We start from the raw sequence: 3,088 nt of genomic DNA on the forward strand, positions 1-3,088 counted from the left end.
GGGCGGGCCCGTGGAATCTGTATTATCGCTTCCCGCGAGCGTATTGATCGTTCCCCGACGGGGCCCGGGGGGTTGGGGGGGCTTGGGGGGGCGGGTGGCCCCGGAGGAGGCCACCGCGGCCAGGGTCCGCCCGCCGGGCGAGAAGGCCACCGCGAGCACCTCGGCGCCATGGCCCGTGAACGCCGGCGGTGTGCTCGTATGCGCGGGGTCGCGGACGTCCAGCACCAGGACGCGGCCGTCCCCGGCGCCCGCCGCGAGCCCACCGTTGTCGGGGCTGAAGGCCAGGGTGGTTGTCTGGGCGTGCCACTCCCTGAGTCGCCGGCCGCTGGCCACGGCACGGTACGCGGCCAGTGGCCGCAGGCGAGAGGTCATGTCAGGGACCGCCATCGCCACCCGTTTCGGCAAGCCGGCCAGCCGCCGGTCTCAGACGGGCGCGGTGACGGAGCGCAGCCAGGCGAGTTTGTCCGCGGTGTCGGTGCAGGGCAGCGGGTTGTACAGCACCATGGTCAGGTCGGGCCTGGCGGGCAGTCTCATCTGACTGCTCTCGAAGGTCAGCGTGCCCACGACGGGATGGTCGACCTCGTTGATCCAGATTCCTGCGGCCTGGACGTCCTGTCGCGCCCACAGCCGGGCGAACTCGGGACTGGTCGCGTCCAGTGCGCGGACCACGTCGTGGATGTCGTGATCGCGGGGTTGCTCAGCCGCCGTGGCGCGGAAGGCCGCCACCACGGTCGGCGCCAGGTCCTGCCAGGCCCGCTCCCGGCGTCGGTACCGCGGGTCGTGGAAGAAGCCCACCAGGCAGTTGCGCTCGGCCTGCGCCACGTCCAGCGCGAGCCTGGCCGACTCGTTCCAGGCCACGTGGTTCCAGGAGGCGTCCAGCATGGTCGCCGGCTTGGGGTCCCAGGCTTCGATCAGTCGTTGCAGTCCCTCGCAGTAGGTGTGCGGGTGTCCGGCCGGAGACGGCGGATTGTGCCCGGCCAGCGTGTACAGGTGCCGCCGTTCGACCTCGTCCAGTTGCAGGACCCGCGCCACCGCGTCCAGCACCTGCGCGGAGACGTTGATGTCGCGTCCCTGCTCCAGCCACTGGTACCAACCCGGGCTCACCCCGGCCAGCACCGCGACCTCCTCACGGCGCAGCCCCGGCGTGCGCCGGCGCCCGCCCGCCGGCAGGCCGGCGGAGGCGGGGCTGACGCGGGCACGTCTGCTCACCAGGAAGTCACGCAGGTCCCGGCGGCGTTCCTCTCCCGACCTCACCGCGCACCGCTTCGACTGGTGGTGCCACCACCGGTGTCACCACGCTCTCCCCGCGCGGACCGGAGATGGCCGAGCGTGGACGTCATGACGATCGACCCCTTGTCCAGGGACGCCGAGGCCGGTGCCGGAACCTCCTCCGGGGAGCACGGCGCTCGGTTCACCACGCGTGCCAAACTCATCCTCGCCATCCTGTGTGCCGCGCAATTCATCATTTCTTTGGATTTTTCGATTCTAAATGTGGCCTTGCCCGATCTCGGCAGGGAACTCGGGATGGAACAGGCCGACCTGCAATGGGCGATCACCGCCTTCGCGCTGCCCTCGGGCGGATGCCTGTTGCTGTTCGGCCGCATGGCAGACCTGTACGGCAGGCGCAGGCTCTTCCTGGGCGGCGTCCTGCTGTTCACCGTGGCCTCCGTGGTGGCCGCCCTCGCGTGGAACCCGGGGGTGTTCGTCGCGGGGCGGGTCCTGCAGGGGCTGGGGGCCGCCGCCGTCATTCCCACCGGCATGTCGCTGCTGACGACGACCTTCGCCGAAGGGCCGCAGCGCAACCGGGCGCTCGGGGCCAGCGGATCGGTGCTTTCCCTCGGATTCACCGTCGGCATGCTGCTCGGCGGCACCATGACCGACACGCTGGGTTGGCGTTCGACGATGGCGCTGCTGGCCGTCGCGGGCGGCGTCCTCGCCGTGGCGGCGCCCGGACTGCTGAGCGAGAGCCGGGGCGCCCGCTCTCCCCGGCTGGACCTGCCCGGAGCCGCCACAGTCAGCGGCGGCCTGGTCTGCCTCATCTTTGCCCTGTCGGCGGCGGGAGCGGTGAGGGTGGTGGCCATGGCGGCGGCCGTGCTGTTGCTGGGCGGGTTCGTGGTCATCGAGTCGCGAGCCGCGCAGCCGCTGGTCTCGCTGACGATGTTGCGCAGGCCCACGGTCGCCTTCGGCAGCCTGGGCGGCCTGATCACCTTCTCCATGATGAGCTCGTTCATCTTCCTGCTGACTCTCTACCTGCAGGACGTCGTGGCGCTGTCACCCCTGTGGACAGGTCTGTTCTTCGGCGGCCAGGGCGTCGTGCTGGCCGTGACGGGCATGGTCTCCTCCTCGGTGATCCGGGTGCTGGGCGCGGGGCGGACGCTGGTCGCGGGGCTGGCCCTGCAGGGCGTCTGCACCGCCGCGATGACCGTGACCGAGGGTGCCTGGCCGGCCTTGGCCGTGATCTGCCTGGCCTCCGTGGGCCACATGTCGGTCGTGGTCTCCTACGGCGTCACCGTGACGTCCGGGCTGCCCGACACGGCCCAAGGGGTCGCGACCGGGCTGGTGACGAGCGCCCAGCAGATCGGCATCACCGTCGGCACCCCGATCCTCAGCGCCATCTGCATGGCGCAGGTGTCGGCGCTCCAGGCCGCCGGTCAGGCCGCGGCCCCGGCCCTGCTGAGCGGTGTCCGGCTGGCCGCCGCCGTGGACGCCGGCGTGCTGCTGGTCGTCTCGCTCCTGATCGGGTACGCCCTGCTCCGCACCACCTCCCGCCGGCCACGAAGGACGCACGCGTGAACGGCCCGCACCCCGCCGGTCAGGCCGCGCCGGTCACGCCGGCGCGCCCCTACGGGAGGACACGGTCGGCGTCGGGGATCCAGTGTCGCCCGTCCGACGGGTCCGGCGGGCGCACGCGTGGGAGCCGGCCGAGCAGCGTACGGAGCAGCGGGTGCGGGTTGCGGCGGTGCCAGACCACCCACCACGGCAGGAGGGGGACCGGGTCCACGATGGGGATGCGGCGCAGCCCGCTCCCCGCCGCGCCGATGCTCCACTCCCCCAGGCCGACGGCGCTCTTCTCCCGCAGGAACTGCTG

At 72.2% G+C, this 3,088-nt stretch carries 2 protein-coding genes and 2 pseudogenes; 1 reads left to right on the forward strand and 3 read right to left on the reverse strand.

What is annotated here, in order from left to right; translation table 11 throughout:
- Together ACWCSD_RS50400 and ACWCSD_RS50405 are read right to left on the reverse strand one after the other, a co-directional pair.
- Positions 1-387: pseudogene (locus tag ACWCSD_RS50400) on the reverse strand (hypothetical protein); the annotation flags it as partial.
- A 36-nt stretch (positions 388-423) separates the two neighbouring features.
- Positions 424-1,254 carry a helix-turn-helix transcriptional regulator gene (locus tag ACWCSD_RS50405; protein WP_397159366.1) on the reverse strand — a complete coding sequence of 277 codons (831 nt, stop codon included), beginning with the start codon at positions 1,252-1,254 and terminating at the stop codon, positions 424-426.
- An 84-nt stretch (positions 1,255-1,338) separates the two neighbouring features.
- Here ACWCSD_RS50405 and ACWCSD_RS50410 point away from each other — a divergent pair, with 84 nt between their 5' ends.
- Entirely contained in the window at positions 1,339-2,793 is a 1,455-nt protein-coding gene (locus ACWCSD_RS50410) for an MFS transporter (protein ID WP_397159364.1), read from the forward strand.
- Between the two features lie 49 nt (positions 2,794-2,842).
- Here ACWCSD_RS50410 and ACWCSD_RS50415 read toward each other — a convergent pair.
- A pseudogene (locus ACWCSD_RS50415) lies at positions 2,843-3,088 on the reverse strand (LysR family transcriptional regulator); the annotation flags it as partial.

Source organism: Nonomuraea sp. NPDC001684, from assembly GCF_053596515.1.

Excerpts from the sequence above, each read along its gene's own strand:
- ACWCSD_RS50410 (WP_397159364.1), top strand. The coding sequence starts at position 1,339 with ATGACGATCGACCCCTTGTCCAGGGACGCCGAGGCCGGTGCCGGAACC.